The following is a 15,017-nucleotide window of genomic DNA, read 5'->3' as shown; positions in this document are numbered from 1 at the left end:
TCCCTTACGGTTCGGTGCACTCACGGTGTTCGACTTTCCCTGGGCAGCTCCGGAGCTACGGGCTCCAGAAGCGTTTCAGCCGGCGCGTGCCAGCGGGTGTTGGTGTCGTTCAATCCCTCGGCCTGCTCAATGGAGGTCAGTCCAACCTGGACCGGGATACCGGGGCGGCCACCAACCTTGATCAGGAACTTCCCACGTCCGGGAGGTTCGACGTCGAGCCCGCGTGAGTCCCAGGCGGGCGGGTCCTGCCAGGAGATGAGTTTCTGCTGTTCCTCACCTGAGAGCGGAATGGCCGAGGTCAGCAGCGGCATCTCGGAGGCCGGGAGGCCACCGCAGATCACCATGCCGGAGCGTTCGACGAAGCCGCGGGCCTTCATCCGGTCCTCTTCCGCCGGCAGTGCCAGCAGGTCGGACATGGTGTGGGAAATCATGATCTGGCCGACACCGACGGATCGGTTCAGGCGGGTCAGGGCGTCCACCCGGTCCACCATGCCCTTGCCGGCGCGCAGCGCCCGCCACAGCTCATCCAGGACGACGAAGTAGTTCCGGCGTGGTTCCAGACCGGCGTCCGCGAGGGCGTTGGCGACGTTGACGGTGCCGAAGCCGTAGGACCAGCAGGCCAGAAGTACGGCGGCCTGCAGGTCCGTTTCTGTCTCATCGATGCTGGAGACGTCGAAGACCACGGCGCGGTCCCGCATCATGGGGTTGGTGGTCTGCCGGGAGAAGATTTCTCCCAACTTCCCGCCACCTGTCAGGCCCAGCAGGGTTGCTTCCAAGGCGCGGGTTTCCTGCAGGTAGACGGCCATGTCGCCACGGTCCAGTGCGACCTGCCGCAGCTCATCGGGCGCGGAGACGATGACGTCCAGCAGGTCCTTGAGGACCGGGATGCCGTCGAACCGGTCATCGAGGACCCGCAAGGCACGGTCCAGGATCGTCTGTTCCTGATCGGTGGGCGGGTTGTTCCGGCTGATGGTGATGAGGGAAACGACCATTGTCAGACGGCGGCCGTGCGCGTCAGCGCGGACCCGGGCGGCGTCCTCATGGTGGCCGCTGTCTTCAAGGAGCTGCGCGACCTCGACGGCCTGGCCGGGATCAAGGATGTTCAGGTACCCGACGCCGCGACCGAGCTTGATGACCTGGCCGCCGAGTGCCTGGACCGCTTTGACGTGTTCACCTTTCAAATCCCCCAGGATCAGAGGGTGGACGCCCTGAGCGGAGAGACCGATGAACATCCGCCGCACCACAGTGGACTTACCCAATCCGGGAAGGCCCAGAATGAACGCGGAGGGGTTGGAGATCAGGCGTGCGCGCTGGAACCAGCTGATCGGGTCACAGCAGACCGTGGCCTGGGTTTCCTCATGACGGCCCAGCGGAACACCGATCATGGGCGAGGACGCCCCGGAGGAAAACGGCCACAGCCCGCAGACCTGGACCGTGGTTCCCCGGTATTCCTTCACGGACGGAACGAGCTGGGCCATGCCGCCGCCGCGGCCGGTCCAGCCCCGGGCGCCCGGCCCGGCCTCACGGGGCTGCTTCCCCACCTTGTCCTTGGGCGCACCTTTTGCTGGCTTTACTGTCTTTGCGGTCATTGACGTCAAAAACTCTCTCAGGGCCATTTAGAGCGCGTCCTTGATTTCGGAGGGCAGCATGCTGTGCTGGGGAAGGACCAGCCCCAGCGGCAGGGACGTCGCGAACGCGGTGTCCTGTGCACCGTAGGCCCGGCGCAACAGCACCCGCGCGGTACCGGAGGTCTGTTCCACGGCCGCCACGGCATCAGCGAGGCGTTCCTTGTCGGTCACGGTGGCCGTGACGACCATCCCGAAGTTCACCAGCCCGGCCCCCTGGGCTTCCTCCTGCGCGGTCTGCACAGCGGAGCGGGCATCGACCAGGGCACGGGCAGAGGGCCGGTTCCCGGAGGTGATGCGGACGTTGGCGTTGTTCTGATCCCGCTCGACCACGGCAGCGGCCCGGGCCGAATCCATCGGGCGGTACAGCAGCGAGATCCGCTTACGGTCAATGTCCCCATGCGGGGCCAGCAGCCGGGACAACACCGAGGAGTTCACCGAACCGCGCGGGGCACCTGTCATCGTCCATGAAACTGAGAACGCGCTGTCGTGCCGGTAGTCATCCCAGCTCGCCTGCGTCGCGGAGGGTCCAACTTCGCCCCAGGTCAGGGACACCGGGGAGCCAGCGGCGTGCGCTTCGTCAATGATCAGGGCAGCGGGCGGATCGTAGGCGATCCGGACAACCTCGCAGAGTTCCTGCGCGGACATCGGACGGGCGATACCGGCCCCGGTGGACTGCAACCGTGCCGACAGGCCCGGAATCCGGGACGCGAGGTCCCGGGCCACATCTTCAGGCGTGCGCTTCTTCGATCCAGCCCGCAGTGCGGCGTTAAACGACAGGGACACCCAGGCCCGGACCGTGGCCGAACCTTCCGGATACGTCTCCACGACTTCCCGGAGAATTGCCTGGGCAAAAGGCGGCGAGTCCGGGTCGATGTTCATCTCGACTTCGTTGCGGAGCCGGTAGCCGGAGTCCGGTGCGGTCTCCACCGTCACGGCGGCGGCGTCCAGGCCGGCCTCATCTCCCAGCCCGGCGAGCCAACCGCCCCAGTTAGCGACCCACGCATCGACCTGTTCCGGGTCCACCAGGGACGCGCCGTCAGGTTCGGTGGAGAAGATCACGGTGTAGTGGCTGGTGGAAGGCACATGCAGCAGCGCGAACGGGCGCTTGTAGGAGTCGGCGAACTCGTACAGGGTCGACTTCGCGGCAAGGCCGGGAAGCTGGTACATGCCCCACTGCGTCACACCCAGCGGGCCGGAACGGTAGAGATTCGTTCCGGAGGACTTGGAGAGACGGAAGCTCATCCGTGTCCCGAAACGGTCAACAACGGACTGGCCGTGCTTGTCCTTGACCGTCAGCAACAGGGCACTGGCCCCGGCCACGGCCAGGACAGCCAGGCCCGGGAACAAGCCCCAGATGGCGAAGCTGATGATGCCCAGCAACAACCCAGCCATGACAATGCCGGTGCCGATAGCTCCGAGATTGCCCAGCCCGGCAGAGCGCGGGACGCGCCAGTTGCCGTAGGACGGTTCCTTGTATTCGGTATTAATTGCTGCCACTGGGGCCCTCCCCGGTTGAATCCTGCGCGGTCTGTTGTGCGGCCTGAGAAACCCTGGACACTGCTTGTGCTCCTACGGCGACGGCCATCCCCGCCGGACCTGCAGCTGTCGCAGCTCCCGACACGGCACCGGCGGTGCCGGCTGCGGCTCCTGCTCCGGTCGTGCCGGCCGCCCCACCCGGTCCGGTCGCCCCGGGGGTCGGCTGCCCGCCATTCCCCCTGGGGCCGGTTGTTCCATTGCTTCCCTTCGGAGACGCGCCCGACTGGGTGCTTTGCGTACTGGCCGGCGTCGGGGAGGCGTTGCCTTTACCGCTGCCGCCACGGCCCATGGACACGGCACCCGTGGCCATGGCCCCAACGGCTGCGCCGGCCCCTGCTCCCCCACCGGAGGCGACGGCACCAACCATCGGCGTCACGAACCGCATCAGCGCCGGCAGGGCGAACAAGGCAACAAGCATCAAGGTGAACCCGGTGATGGAGCCGATCAAGGCGTCCTGGCCCCTACTGCTCATGAGGAGGAACGCGACCGCGTAGACAATGGCCGCAGCCGGTTTGTAGAGGATGAAGGCAATAGTCCAGCCAACTGCTTTCTGGAACCACTGCCTTCCCATCTCCGTGTTCGTGAAAGCGGCGGTGGTGGGCAGGATGCCCGCCAGGATCACCAACATGCCGCTGCGCACGACCATCAGGACGATTTGGACAAGAGACGCAATCAACCCGATCAGACCCAGAATGATGAGGATAAATACCCCGACCCCGGTCTGATTGGTCATCACCAGGATGCTCATTGCATCGGCAAAACCCTTGCCGTTCGTGGAGCGGTCGATAATCGCGGCTGAGAAAGCGTCTGCCGCGATCACCAGGATCGAGATGACACCCAGCCCCAGACCCGACACCAAGGTCAGAGTGACCAGGGACCGCAGTAGGTCTTTCAGCGGAGCTCCCCGTTGCTCCCAGATCATTCGAATGCCACCGATAATGACAGCGAAGACCGCCAGCGCCAGCGTCCAGGGCAACAATTCGCTATTGACCGCCGACACAATGGGGCTTGGCGTTGCCCCGTCTGCGCTGGCCAAGTTCACCGTGGGCATGGCGACCCAGAAGGTCGACAGGGTCGTCACCATCTGACTCATGCCCTCCATGATCGACTTCGCCAGGTCTGCTATGGCGTCGTTGACGGCTGCGGAGGCGATGTTCCCCGCGAAGCACGTCATGTCCCCCAAACTGCACTCAGCCATGTCAGACGCCTGACCAGAGAATGAAGCCACTCAAATCATCGAGTTGGGCGACACCATTGAAGATTTGGCCGTCATCGGAGGCTTTGACCTTCCAGTCTCCGTCTACCCAGCGAAGCGAAAGGACTGAATGCGCCAGCGCACCGTTCGGGAGTTTGATAGCCAGATCGACGTCTGCTTCAGCCGGGCTGTAGGACTTGATCAGGAAGCCGCTGACCTGAGCGGTCTCACCGCGTCCCGCAGTGGAAGTCCGCGTCTTGGCCTCCGTAATAGCCGCGTCACGCCCGGGACCCGGCACCAGAAGTTTGTCGGCGAGCTTGAGCTCATCCTGTGTTCCGGAAGAGCCAAGGGCGATCATGTTAGTGGCCGCGTAGAGTGCGCCGGTGGGGGAATTCGCGAAACAGGATCGGAAGCCATCCCCGTCGGTCAGTCCCGGGCCGAAGGTCTTGGGATCAGTGGGTGCGGCCATTTTTCCGACGAGTTCCCACTTGGATTTCGGCGCTGTTCCCAGTGCTGTCTCCGGAGTTGAGGGCAGCCCGCAAATACTTCTTGCAGCCGTGTCTGCTGACGTCGTAGGTGCTGCGGAGGCGCTGTCCGGCGATGCAGCGGGGGCCTGCTGGGCGTTGTCCTGTCCTTTGGGGATCAGGAAGATGATGACGGCTGCTGCAATCAGCGCGACCACCAGCGCGGCTGCAATGATGAAACCGGGTTTGGTGAACGGATTGCTTTCGGTGGTGCTCTCTGTTGACTGGTTCATGGTGAACCTCCCGTTTTGTTGGTGCTGGTTTAGACGAAGGCGCGGACGATGCCGGCGGCGCCGGTGATGATGATGCAGCCCAGGAGGACCCAGCCGAGCTTGGCCAGGGACTGGCCGCCCTCGCCGCGCTGGAGCTGGATGACCATGCCGATGCCGACGATGATGACGCCGAGGACGCCCAGGACCAGGCCGATGCCGGAGGCCCAGTTCAGGACCGTGAGCAGTCCGCCAGCTTCGGCCGGGACGACCGGGGTGGGGTTGGGGATGACGCTTGCTGCCAGTGCGGAGAAGGAGTTCATGGTGAGACCTTTTCAGTTGGTGGTGCTTGGGGTGGTGTCGGCAGCCAAGGCTGCTAAGTCAGTGATGAAGCGTTGGTATTCGCGGGCCGACGGTGGGGTTGTGGCGTCTCCGTGCCGCCAGGCCTCGACCCAGGGCAGGGTCCAAAGCCGGGGTGCTCCCCCGCCGACGATGGCGGCGAAGTCCCGCAAGGGTTTGGGAGTCTTCCCCGGTGCGTCCGCCAGAATGGCGAGGCCGAGCAGATCAAGTGCGGGCGCCGCTCCTGATGCCCATTGGGTCAGTGCGTTCCGGGCAGCTGTCAGGCCGCGCATATCTGCACGGCAGACCAACAGCACCTGCGGGGTGCTGCCGTCCTCAAGGACGGGCCAGCAGTGATCGGTGATGCGTGCCCCGTCGATCAGGTCCGCGATGCGGCTTTCACCGGATCCCCCGTGGGCGCCGGTGACCCACAGGGCTGCAGAGCCTGTCACGGCGCGGCTGGCCAGACGGTCTGCAGTGTCGGGTTCGACCATTCCCCTCAGCGGCGCACTGATCACGGCCGCAGGCGGCACGTGTGTATCCGGGGCTGCCGTGTCTGCGCCGTCGGCGGCGGCCGGACGGGTGATCCAGGGGTTCAGAGACTGTTGCACGATTGCCTCCTTTCAAAGTCCGTTGATGAGTGGTTTAGAAGCCGGCGGCGACGGCGGCCGCGGCCGCGAGCCATGCCCGCTGTGTGGCAGGCTGGAGGGCTTCGTAGCGGATGGTGCCGTTGACCAGAGCAGGGTCATAAGGGATCCGGACGACGGCCCGGACGAAGGGTTCGAAGCCGTCAGCGATTCGCTGCGCTTCGTCTTTGGCGCGTTTCACGGCGTCCCCGGTCATGTTGCGCTTGGCGTCGGTGGACTCAGAGACGATGACGACGGCGTTGCGTGCCAGCTCCGCGTCGTGGCCGCCACGGGATTCCAGGGTCTGCAGCGTCAACCGGGCGGCTTCGGCGCGGTCCTCGATGGCCGTCACGGGTACGACGAGTTGGTTGGTGTGGTCGATCATCCGCCGCCAGTTCGCGGCCCGGGCGGTGTTGCCGGAGTCCATGACCACGAGCCGGTAATAGCGGGTGAGCACCTGGTGGGCGATGTCGACTTCCTCGGCGGTCACTTCGTGGTCGCCTTCTTCGTTTTCATCCGAACGCAGGACATCGAACTTATCCGCCGTCTGGTGATGGACGAATTTGGCGATTTCGGCCGCGTTCGTTGAAGGGGACAGCAGCTCGGTCGAGGAATCAATCAGGTCCAGGACGCTTCGGTCGTGGGAGCCCTTTTCCGTTCGCCACCCGAGGGTGCCCTGGGACTCGTTGTTATCCCACGCCACGGTGGCGGCCCCGCTATAGCGGGCAAGGATGGCCGAGAGCATCACCACGGTCGGTGTCTTGTTCGCCCCGCCCTTGCGATTGACCACGGCAATGGTCCGGGGACCGGGCCAGTGCTGGCTGACCGCGCGAACATCCTCCCGCTCGGAGAGTTCTTCCTCGGAGGGATCCATCCGGAACCCCAGGCGCGTGAGCGTGCCCCGCCAGCCCAGGGTGGCCGGTTCCAGCACCGGGGCGCTGACCAGAAACGAGGTTTCCTTCAAGCTGAGCCGGGTTGGCGCTGCTTCCTCAACAACGGCAGCTGTCTGCGGTTCCGGGGTGGCCGTCGCGGGGGCAGGCGGCCACGGCTGGGCGTCCACCGATGCTGCAGGGGCAGGAGCTGGCGCGGTCTCTACCGGAGCGGCCGCGGGATCTGGTGCGGGTGCGGGTGCGGGGACGGTCTCAATGATGGTCGGCGCTGCGGTCGCGGGTGTGGTTTCGGAGGCTTCTGCCGGGCGGCGTGCCGGAGCGGGCTCGTAGGATACGGATTCGATCTTGTTGTCCGGGTGCACGATGAGTTCACCGTGCCCTTCGGGGTCCTCAATGCGGACCCGCACGGGCCGCTGCAGCGTCTGCGCTTCGCCGACGATGAGGGCCAGGGCGTTGTTGCGGAGTTCCTGTACGGAATCCCCGGCCGGGACGACGCGGGAGTTGCCCGCGACGACGACCTCGGCGGTGCCGTTGTCGCGGACGATGGCCCGGATGTTGGGAAAGGCCATGACTTGCGTTGGTGTAGTGCCCATGAGCTTCTTCCTTACGTGTGTGGGATAGAGGGGGCGGGGCTTAGGAGGCGGGTGGGGTGAGTCGGTTGACCTTCCACGGGGCGTCCTTGCCGGTGCGGAGCAGCTGCACCGTGTAGGTCCCGGCATTGGTGGGGACCGCTGCCATGACGCCGAAGCCGTTGGTTTCATCGACGCTCAGGGTGGCGGGGCCGGTGACGCGGCTTGCCGGGATGTTGGCCGGATCGACCGCCGAGTAGTCGGCGGTGGCCTGCGGGGTCAGCCAGCGGGCCAGGTCATTGGCCCACTGCTTCTCTTCCACGGTGGGGCGGGCAAAGTCCGTCATTGCCTTCTCTGCGACTTCCACGGCTTTGCCCTTGCTGGCTTCGTCCCAGGTGATGCCGGTCGTGGCCGGGACCGTGCTCCCTGGCGCCTGTGGTCCGCTGTTGGCGCTCAGTGAGACGGGCGCGGACGATGTGGTCTTGGTGCTGGCTGATTCTGCCGGAGCTGTCGTGGTGCTCGCTGCCGGTGCGCACGAAACGCAGAACAGGGCCATGGCGAGCAGGGCCAAAGGCTTTTTCACTTCTTCTCCTCTTGAGTGGGCAGATACAGGAAAGCTGAGGGGACAGTGCTGGCCACTGTCCGGGTGTAGTAGCTGTGGTCATCCGGGGCCGGGTTGCCGTTGTAGCCCTCTTCGACGTAGGTCCCGTCGTCCTTGACTTCCTTGACCACCGCGACGTGGCCGAAGTTCGGGTCCGCTCCCCCGGCGCCGGGGGCGTACCAGACAACGGCGCCGACCCGGGGTGTTCTGCCGGAGTCCCAGCCCTTGGCGTCCCAGCCGGCCTTCCAGGTCAGGGCCGAGCCGAGGCCCTGTCCGTCGGGGCGGAAGGAGCCGTTGAGGAACTTGAACGGAGCTTTCGTTGAACCCATCTGCTGGTTGACCCGCCAGAGGGCGAAGTCCACGCACTCGCGGTAGTACATGCCCAGAGGCGAGGTGCTGGCCGTGTTTGCGCCGGCCTGTAGCCAGGTCGGGGAGTTCTTCCACGGGTAGTCGTCCCCCGCGCCGGATTGTCCGGGGACGGCGCAGTCGCTGCCCTGCAGGGAGAAGTTCGAGCTTGAGAGCGCCTGGACGAGTTTGACGGCCTCGGGCCAGTACTTCTGGTAGTGGTAGGGGTCGGCGTTGCGCTGGACCCTGTTGCCGGCAAGGGTCGGTTCCAGCAGCTCCCATCCGGCCACGCCTTTCAGGGCTTTGATGAAGTTGGTTGCGCTCGTGGTGGGGTTCATGCGGTCTGCGTAGGAACCCCATGCGCCGTTGTCGCGCTGTTGAAACAACCCGCGGGAGTCCGGGCCGGCGCCGTCGCCGGTATCCAGCACCCGCAACCCCGACTCCCCCAGGGCCACCATCACGCTGATGATTTGCCCGTTGACAGAGACGTCCTGCGTCTTTCCGGCGCCCATGATCGCGGCGGCATTCTTGAGCTGTTCCTGGGTATAGCCGTCAACTTTGGTGGTGCCGTCGATGACGACGGAAACGGCCGGACCGCAGTCAGCCGACGCCGGTTTCGCGGGCCCCAGCAGAAGAAGCATGGACGAAATGAGCCCAAGGACTGCCAAGGGGGCGGCTACGCCTGCGCCGATGATGAATCCCTTGGGTTGCACTCGAGTCCCCCTCCTAGTGTTATCTAAAATATTATAGCAATACTTTAAGTATCACTCTATCGACCGCATTGGCCTGAGCTAACAACAAAGTGCGACAAGTAGGATGTTCGATATGCCCCGACTGGTTAAGCCCGCAGACCCCGCATGGAATGACGCGGTAGCGACTGCTCAAACCGTCTTCGGTAGTGGGGTCAACCTTGCCCTTATCCACCACCTGGCAGGCAGGCGTGAACCCGCTACGCGTGCTGAGCTTGCCAAAGAGTTGGGCGAATTTTCGCCGGTGACCCTAAGTAAGGCTGCAGGCGTCCTTGCGGGAGCTGGCGTGCTGAAGAAAACCCCTGTCGTCGGTACCGCGACAGGTCGGCTGAATCACGCCTTTTCGGCGGATTTACCGCGCATTGAGGCGCTGCTAGAGAGTCTTCGGTCGTATGCGCTGGGGGTGGAATCGTGACGTGCAAATCTGAGGTCGCCCCCTTGAGCCAGGGCGTGTATCGCTCCATTGCTCTGCGGGATTGGGCCCTGCATGAGTGGTAGGTCATAGATCAAGGATAGCCATGTCTTAGACATGGCTAATGCAACTAGTCCGTTGATTTCATTTCGTCCTCGAGAATTTTGGCGATGGCCTCTGTTGCCTCCGGTGAAAGGTCACCGAGTGCTCGGGCCGCAAAACTGCGGACTTCAGCGATTCTCATCGCCTTCAAGAGTTTGAGCTGAGCCTCCACTCTGGCTGGCAGGGAGGGATCCGAGTCCAAAAGGTATGCCGCGGGGACACCGAAGAAGTCGGCCAGGGCTGATAGAAGCTTGGGATCCGTTACGGTAGCCCCGGTTCCTTCCCGCATATAGAACCAGCGTGCACGCGACAAACCGACGCCCTTAGCGGCAAGCGCAGACTGAATGTCAGCAAATTTGTATGGTTGTCCACCCTCTGCGACGACGACGTCCATGAGGATGTCCAAACGGCGGGATAGCTCTTCTCGCCGTTTGGACGCGTTCTGGTTGTTGATCATGCTGCGGTCCTATCAGTACTTGAAGGTGTTAGCGGTGCCTTCATCAGTCGTTCTGCTTGAATGAGGATCGATCCGTGGGTGGCCCACGTATCCGAAAGCCCAGCTGGATCAACCAGAAGGCCGTCTCGGACTTCCGTTATTCGGCGTTGCAGAGCTGTGTGGGGTCTGGCCTTGAAAACATCCGCTACAGGCAGTTTGCCGTTGTGGAGCACCAAGTTCGGATTCTTTCTGGTGGCTGCTCGCCAGAGGGGAAGCAGACGAAGCAAATGCCACCTGGCAGCGATGTCGAAGGAGACCGCGTGTCCTATGCCGACCAAACGCGAGGTTGAAAGCCCTGCTGCAACGCAGATAACGGCCACCGCCTGGCCGACGCCGTAGGACGGGGAAAACGATTCCTGAACGGAGCGGTCGGCCACGAGTTGCAGCACAGATCTTGCTGCTAGAAGGGAGATAGCACCCAGGCAGCCGGCGCAGACGAGGAAGAAACCGAACCGGAAGGCAGCGGACATTTGTCGAAGATGCCTGACGAGAACTCCGACGATGCTGGCGCTGGTGTAAGCGATGAAGGAAGAGGCGGCCACGAGGAAGATCATCATGCCCGGTTGGGATCCATAGGTGCGCATCAACGAGGGGCTGGTGACGGGAAGGTCGCTCATGAAGAATCCAGCTATAAGAATCAGAGATGCGAGTATCCAGGCCACTTTGTGCCGTCGAGAGGAACCTCGGCGGGCGTTGGCGACGATATTTGCGGATGCACCGGCAGCGCTGGTGACAGCTATATGCAGTTGCGAGAAGGCTGCGAGGACGGACAGGGCGAGAATCAACCCGGTGAGATTGCGGCCTCCCATCATTGGGTCAACAGCGGCGTAGACCGGCTCGATGTACAGGGTGAATCCTGCTGTAGCGAAAAGTGAAGCCATGAAAGCCGGCCGCGCAGGAGGATTCCAGAGAGCCGAAACTCTCAGAAGTGTCAGGAGCCCCAGGCAACAGGCCACAAGTACACTCATCACCCGAACACCTCGGCGAACTTTGACGGCTCATCCATGGGGCGGAGATTGGCGCGCCAGATACGGTCCATAATGATGTCCGCGAAGCTCTCTGCGCGTTTCTCTTCCACCACAGTAAATGTTGAGCACGTAGCGGACCGGCGCCGTCCCAGCAGCTTGGGTTCTACGTCGTCTACCTGCAGCTGGCTGGTGACCATCGCCGAACCCAGAAGAGGCATAGGACGCGCTACGTTTCCTCGGGCCCGCTCGTGATGGCCCAGTAGCAGATGACCAAATTCGTGACACACGTAATGGTCCTCCCGCCGGCGTTCATCGGCGGGCGCGAACAGGACGAGGTCTACGCTCTCGTTGCAGTACGTCATGGCGCAGACCAGGCTGCCCGCAAGTTCCTCGGTTCTCCGGACCACCAGTTTCCGCGCGCGCCTTGTGGAGACGATGTGGCGCAGCCCATCCAAGGTCAGTTTTTCAGGCAAACCGAGCTCGGAGATAGTTGATTGAACCAATCCGAGGTAGCTAGGGGCGATAAGCGGAGTCATGGCTTGACGGGTCCCAGGTCTTGGAGCGTGTAACCGGAGGGGTACTGCGAAGAACCTGACAAGCCGGGCCTGAACCGCGCCGTCGTCCTCAGGGGGCGCCTGGATGACACGGCGGCCTTGATCTTCAAGAGTCCAGCCAGCGTCTTCGCAACGAAGGGATTGGGTTTGGGAAGGCCCAGTGCTGCCGATTGCCTCTCGTCTTCGAGCATTGCAGACAGGATCAATTCTGTGGCCGGACGCACGGGCGCCGGCAGGCGTCCGCGAAGAACGCCCAGAGTCGAGCTCATCAAGCTCAGCCCGGCCGGACTCGCCGCCACGTATTCCTGTTCGTAGCTGTCCAGGAAATCCTCCGCGCCTGCGAAGTCGTTGGGGATATCTTGCAGTCCCATGCGTGTTCCGAGCTCAGCGAAGAAGTCCACAGCCGCTTGTTTTTCGGTGTCCAGGGATTGGCGCCAGGCGTGCCTGTCCACCCACCGAATCGGGACGACCAGCATCGTCATCAGGACATAGACGAAGTCAGCGTTGCTCCCAGGCACGCCCTTATGCACGTTACGCAAGAGCGCAACCATTGCAGCACCCCGCTCGCTATCAAGCCCTCCGGCGATGATCTCGTAGATCACGATCGCGGTGTCATAAGACCTCTTCTGGGGACGTGCGCGAATCTCCCCCGTCGCTTCCAGCGCTTTGGCCAGCGAAGGGACGGAAAAGTTTCGGTAGTAGGCCAAGAAGAAGCCCATGTCCATGTCTTCGGCCAGGTCGAAGAGCACGAACTGACGATAGATGTCCTCGTACTGGCCGCGGCCGAGCGTTTTTTGCCGGGCAATACTTTCCACTCGGCTTGCGTGCATCAATTCAAACTCCCGAAAAAGAGGATAGACGGCCCACTCGTGGACCCGGCCAGAGACAGGAAAGGTGCTCCAGAGACGTTGCGTATGCCCGTGTACCCTTAGACATGTCCAAGGTTTGATTATAGTGGTTGGGCGATAGCAAGTGATCGAGAGGGCCGCTCCTGATCCGACACGCCGGGTTCACATCCCACTTAAGGCAATCGGATTGCTATTGGCTAGGGACCGATACGCAAAACTTAGGAGGATCCATGGCACGGATGCATAAAGGCGATCGCCTGACTGTCACATCCAAAATTCCGCGCGCGGATGCCGAAAAGCTCAGCAGAGTCGTAGAAATCACTTCTGAGAGCCGGTCGGAGCTTCTCGCACGTCTGCTGCATGACCACCTAAGCACTATCAACTTCGATGAACTCGACGGCCAGGAGTCATTGCCTATCGCTAAGGCCAGTTAAAGACTGAAGGCCCGCACTAGGCGGGCCTTCAAAAAGTATGCGTTCAGATCCACATCTTGGCGGATCAGCGATCTGAACTTATCCAAGCTCCCCGTGAGGGGCGCTCCAATCGCTATACCCCGAAAGGACTAGCTGTTGTCTATGGTACCTGTAGCGCCCGTGCCGTCAATAACTGACGCGCTGCAACCCGCGCGTCAAGTCACGCCCGCTATGGCATGGGCTCTCGCTCCATTAATCGCTGGTTCACCGACTTACCGCCCGGGACGATGGATAAAAGGCCGGTTTCAGTACCCCCGGCCGCTAAACCCGCCCCGGATCACCGCATCCCTGCCGAAGCAGCCGGCGGCCGTTCCCATTCACGGAGCAGATGGCTCCGTGGCGACTCTCTGCCTTGACCTGGACACTTCCAAAGCACTGCAGGGCGTCGTCGACGACGATGCCCGACACCTCGGGAGCATCTTGGAAGGCTGCGGTATCCGCTACATCGCGGACTACTCCCCCAGCGGCGGACGCCACCTCTACATTCCCCTGGCCGAGCGCATGGAAGCCCCGGCGGCTCGCGAGCTGATCGAAGCCCTTGCACGGATAGCAGCCAGCCTTGACCCCAGCCCGCACCAGAACGTCACCGACGGCTGCATTCGGGTCCCGGGGAGCGCCCACAAACGCGGCGGACACCAGACACTCGTCACGCCCCTGAACGAGGCATACGACGTGCTGCGACGCCGCAACCCTGTCCACGCTGTCGCGGCCCTCCGACGCCATCTGGCACCGGAGCTCAAACGTGCACGCGAGCTAAAGGCCCGCGCCGCCAAGCTGGCAGCCCCGGCGAGGGCTAACGGTGTTAGTCCGCTCCCCTTTGGTGGAAGCCAGGCACCCCTGCGCCTGGCGGCCCGCACCGGGCTATACGACACCGCCAGGTACGCCAGCCCGTCAGAAGCCCGCATGGCTGTGCTGAACCACTTCGCCTCCTGTGGCTGGACCCTGGATCAAGTCCGCCTCGAAATGGGGGGCCAGTTCCCCGGCCTCGCAGCCCTCTACACCGACGCCGAGAAGCAGGAACGCCTCCTCGATAAAGAGTGGGCTGAGGCCTGCCGCTGGATCCAAAAACCGGGAACCCCGTCAGCCGGCAGAAGGAATGCCCGTATAAACGACACAAGCCCCCCAGTACCCACAGGGGGGGGCAGCAGAACCAGCAGCAAAGCTGCTGCCCACCAGCTCGTGAACGATCTTGAAAATATCCTCTACGCAGTCCTGGACCACAGACTCAAAGAACGCGGCCGCGAAGGCCTCAGCCTGCGCCTGCTGTTACGCGCAGTGCTCGGCTACATGCGAACCATGGAGACTGACCTGCTGGATGTCGGCTGCCGCACCTTCGCTACTGCGCTTGGCAAACACCACGGCACGATCTCCAGGCTGCTCCCGATGCTGGAACAAGCCTCAGACGGCATCCTGACCAAAATTGCCGATGCCCGCGGCCGCAACGCCGATACCTACGTGATCCAACTCCCCCAGCACTTTGAACAACTCGCCCGGGAGCTCTCCTGGCGCAGCGGAAAAATCCACGGCATCCGCCCTGTATTCCGGGCCCTGGGCGACGTCGCCGCCCTCGTCTACGAATCCATTGAACGCGGACGCCTCTCCCCCACCACAGCAGGAATCGTCCGGTCCACAGGACTCAGCCGCACAGCCGTTGAAACGGCACTCGCTACCATGAGCAGCTACAACATGATCGGACGCCGGCACGGGCACTGGAGCATCACAGCCGGGACCAGCCTGACAGCGCTGGCCCGGCGTCTCGGGGCGCTGGACGACGCCGCAGAACAGATCAGCATCCATCGAAAGCAACGTGCAGCCTGGCACGCATGGCTGGACAGAAACCTCGCACCCGAACTCGCGGAACACGAAGTGAACGAACCTGACTCTGATCTCTACTGGATCCCACCCTCGGAAGCCGAACTGGACCTGATCGGAACGCTGTGGCGAGCTGCCTGA

15 protein-coding genes are annotated in these 15,017 nt (G+C 63.2%); 2 read left to right on the top strand and 13 right to left on the bottom strand.

Features of this window, described 5'->3' with window-relative positions; translation table 11 throughout:
* Positions 1–20: 20 nt before the first annotated feature.
* From ACZYX4_RS15435 to ACZYX4_RS15375, 13 genes are all read right to left on the bottom strand, one after another.
* The gene (locus tag ACZYX4_RS15435) at positions 21–1,616 is read right to left on the bottom strand and encodes an ATP/GTP-binding protein (protein ID WP_463877437.1); all 1,596 of its coding nucleotides are present in this window, start codon (positions 1,614–1,616) and stop codon (positions 21–23) included.
* Positions 1,617–3,125: an SCO6880 family protein gene (locus tag ACZYX4_RS15430; protein ID WP_463877434.1), complete on the bottom strand. Its 1,509-nt coding sequence runs from the start codon at positions 3,123–3,125 to the stop codon at positions 1,617–1,619.
* Positions 3,112–4,338, bottom strand: a complete 1,227-nt coding sequence (locus ACZYX4_RS15425; protein ID WP_463877433.1) for a hypothetical protein — start codon at positions 4,336–4,338, stop codon at positions 3,112–3,114. Before ACZYX4_RS15425 ends, ACZYX4_RS15430 begins: the two co-directional genes overlap by 14 nt.
* Positions 4,339–4,363: 25 nt before the next feature.
* Positions 4,364–5,116, bottom strand: a complete 753-nt coding sequence (locus tag ACZYX4_RS15420) for a DUF8175 domain-containg protein (RefSeq protein ID WP_463877431.1) — start codon at positions 5,114–5,116, stop codon at positions 4,364–4,366.
* 29 nt (positions 5,117–5,145) lie between these two features.
* The gene (locus ACZYX4_RS15415) at positions 5,146–5,415 is read right to left on the bottom strand and encodes a hypothetical protein (RefSeq protein WP_463877428.1); all 270 of its coding nucleotides are present in this window, start codon (positions 5,413–5,415) and stop codon (positions 5,146–5,148) included.
* Positions 5,416–5,427: 12 nt separating this feature from the next.
* Positions 5,428–6,042: a DUF6668 family protein gene (locus ACZYX4_RS15410; RefSeq protein WP_463877426.1), complete on the bottom strand. Its 615-nt coding sequence runs from the start codon at positions 6,040–6,042 to the stop codon at positions 5,428–5,430.
* 34 nt (positions 6,043–6,076) lie between these two features.
* Positions 6,077–7,540 (bottom strand): MinD/ParA family ATP-binding protein, encoded by a 1,464-nt coding sequence (locus ACZYX4_RS15405; RefSeq protein ID WP_463877424.1) that lies wholly within the window; start codon positions 7,538–7,540, stop codon positions 6,077–6,079.
* A 40-nt stretch (positions 7,541–7,580) separates the two neighbouring features.
* Positions 7,581–8,099, bottom strand: coding sequence for a hypothetical protein (locus ACZYX4_RS15400; protein WP_463877421.1), 519 nt, complete (start codon positions 8,097–8,099; stop codon positions 7,581–7,583).
* Positions 8,096–9,175, bottom strand: a complete 1,080-nt coding sequence (locus tag ACZYX4_RS15395) for a CHAP domain-containing protein (protein WP_463877419.1) — start codon at positions 9,173–9,175, stop codon at positions 8,096–8,098. Before ACZYX4_RS15395 ends, ACZYX4_RS15400 begins: the two co-directional genes overlap by 4 nt.
* Before the next feature lie 578 nt (positions 9,176–9,753).
* The gene (locus ACZYX4_RS15390; protein WP_463877418.1) at positions 9,754–10,182 is read right to left on the bottom strand and encodes a hypothetical protein; all 429 of its coding nucleotides are present in this window, start codon (positions 10,180–10,182) and stop codon (positions 9,754–9,756) included.
* Positions 10,179–11,102, bottom strand: a complete 924-nt coding sequence (locus ACZYX4_RS15385; protein WP_463877415.1) for a DUF6545 domain-containing protein — start codon at positions 11,100–11,102, stop codon at positions 10,179–10,181. Before ACZYX4_RS15385 ends, ACZYX4_RS15390 begins: the two co-directional genes overlap by 4 nt.
* An 86-nt stretch (positions 11,103–11,188) precedes the next feature.
* Entirely contained in the window at positions 11,189–11,725 is a 537-nt protein-coding gene (locus ACZYX4_RS15380; protein ID WP_463877414.1) for a hypothetical protein, read from the bottom strand.
* A complete protein-coding gene (locus ACZYX4_RS15375) occupies positions 11,722–12,558 on the bottom strand; it encodes an oxygenase MpaB family protein (RefSeq protein WP_463877412.1) in 837 nt (278 codons plus the stop codon). Before ACZYX4_RS15375 ends, ACZYX4_RS15380 begins: the two co-directional genes overlap by 4 nt.
* A gap of 263 nt (positions 12,559–12,821) precedes the next feature.
* Here ACZYX4_RS15375 and ACZYX4_RS15370 point away from each other — a divergent pair, with 263 nt between their 5' ends.
* Positions 12,822–13,025: a hypothetical protein gene (locus ACZYX4_RS15370; protein WP_463877410.1), complete on the top strand. Its 204-nt coding sequence runs from the start codon at positions 12,822–12,824 to the stop codon at positions 13,023–13,025.
* A gap of 375 nt (positions 13,026–13,400) precedes the next feature.
* A complete protein-coding gene (locus ACZYX4_RS15365; RefSeq protein WP_463877407.1) occupies positions 13,401–15,017 on the top strand; it encodes a hypothetical protein in 1,617 nt (538 codons plus the stop codon).

Source organism: Pseudarthrobacter leeuwenhoeki (assembly GCF_055412885.1).
The sequence above is the reverse complement of the archived record's forward strand: the minus strand, read 5'-3'. Positions and strand labels throughout refer to the sequence as shown.

Bases quoted from the DNA above. Each gene is read 5' to 3' on its own strand.
- ACZYX4_RS15370 (WP_463877410.1), top strand. From the start codon at position 12,822: ATGGCACGGATGCATAAAGGCGATCGCCTGACTGTCACATCCAAAATT.
- ACZYX4_RS15425 (WP_463877433.1), bottom strand. From the start codon at position 4,338: ATGACGTGCTTCGCGGGGAACATCGCCTCCGCAGCCGTCAACGACGCC.
- ACZYX4_RS15390 (WP_463877418.1), bottom strand. From the start codon at position 10,182: ATGATCAACAACCAGAACGCGTCCAAACGGCGAGAAGAGCTATCCCGC.
- ACZYX4_RS15385 (WP_463877415.1), bottom strand. From the start codon at position 11,102: ATGGCTTCACTTTTCGCTACAGCAGGATTCACCCTGTACATCGAGCCG.
- ACZYX4_RS15435 (WP_463877437.1), bottom strand. From the start codon at position 1,616: ATGGCCCTGAGAGAGTTTTTGACGTCAATGACCGCAAAGACAGTAAAG.
- ACZYX4_RS15380 (WP_463877414.1), bottom strand. From the start codon at position 11,725: ATGACTCCGCTTATCGCCCCTAGCTACCTCGGATTGGTTCAATCAACT.
- ACZYX4_RS15415 (WP_463877428.1), bottom strand. From the start codon at position 5,415: ATGAACTCCTTCTCCGCACTGGCAGCAAGCGTCATCCCCAACCCCACC.
- ACZYX4_RS15420 (WP_463877431.1), bottom strand. From the start codon at position 5,116: ATGAACCAGTCAACAGAGAGCACCACCGAAAGCAATCCGTTCACCAAA.
- ACZYX4_RS15405 (WP_463877424.1), bottom strand. From the start codon at position 7,540: ATGGGCACTACACCAACGCAAGTCATGGCCTTTCCCAACATCCGGGCC.